Below are 1,124 nucleotides of genomic sequence, written 5' to 3'. Positions count from 1 at the left end.
TGGCCTCAGTTTGGCCCTGTCAGGTCCTTTCGGTATATGCACCCGCTTGACCGGCAGCGGTTGCCAGGACAGGACAGTCTGATGCACCCGCACCGCCATCTCCATCCTGGCCGAGGACGTCAAGGCGACCTCCCCATCAACCCCTGCGGTCTTGCGGCCAGCGTTGCGCTGCGTTACCTGGCGCACGCTGATCAGCGTGTTCGACCAGGACCGCAGCATCATCTTTTGCAGGGACCGGACCTTAGACCAGTCCTGCTCGCGCGCTGCCTTGAAGATCCGCTGCCGCAGCCGCCGTACGTCATCCTCGCGGGCATGCCAATCCACGGCGTCCCAGGTCGAGATGGCGTCCTCCGGTCCGTTCACCATCGGTGTCTAACTTGCCCTTCGGTTCGGGAGGCTTACAGGCGTTGGTCTTCACTGGCCACCTGCTCACGTCAGCACCCTTCCGGGTCCGGCCACAAGGCCGGTATCCGGCCAGTTATCCAGGACGACCGTCAGGAGAGGACGATCTGGTGGCCCCAGTTTCCTGTCGCCTTTCGGCGCACCGGCATTCGCTTGTTGAGCATCCTGTTCCCGCCAGCCTTCAGCTCCCCTTACGGTCGGCCTACCAGGCGCGATGCCTGGACCTTGACGGGGTTTCCACGTTCCACACATCCGAGATTCGACCGGGGTGGGCGCCCTCTATACCCCGGGGCCGGCGGTGCTCGCACGACCGGCTGATCTTCTCCGGCCGCCGCCTGCCGCATTTCAACGGCCTGGCCCTATTTCCCCGGTGTAGCTTTCCGCCTACCCGAGGGTCTGGCTCACGAGGCATCATCAAGGGTTCAATCACGTTCACCCGTCCGGTCTTCTCCTTGCCTGTAGCACCCGGACGGATCGGGTCCCCTTGGGCTTCTTCCCCGAGCTTCGCACCCCGCAGTTACCCGCGACGCACGTCAGGGCGGAGACAGACGCTGAGCACTCGCCCGGAACTACACATCCGACACAGCCGGACCTCCTACCTGCGTATTCACTCGACATGTGCGACCTCGTGTCGCACGGATCACTACCAGGTCCGCAAATACGCGGCCTGGTACCGGCACATCACCCTGTCCATGCTCGCCGCCGCGTTCCTCGCCACCACA

The 1,124-nt window shown here is 64.1% G+C and carries 1 protein-coding gene; it reads right to left on the bottom strand.

Features of this window, described 5'->3' with window-relative positions; all coding sequences use genetic code 11:
* Window positions 1–366 (bottom strand): reverse transcriptase N-terminal domain-containing protein (locus tag D5S19_RS03850; protein WP_199730330.1); only part of this gene is annotated, 366 nt, incomplete at its 3' end.
* Window positions 367–1,124 lie beyond the last annotated feature (758 nt).

Source organism: Amycolatopsis panacis, assembly GCF_003600245.1.
Taxonomy (GTDB): domain Bacteria; phylum Actinomycetota; class Actinomycetes; order Mycobacteriales; family Pseudonocardiaceae; genus Amycolatopsis; species Amycolatopsis sulphurea.
Note: the sequence above shows the minus strand (reverse complement) of the source record. Positions and strands in the feature narration are given on the sequence as shown.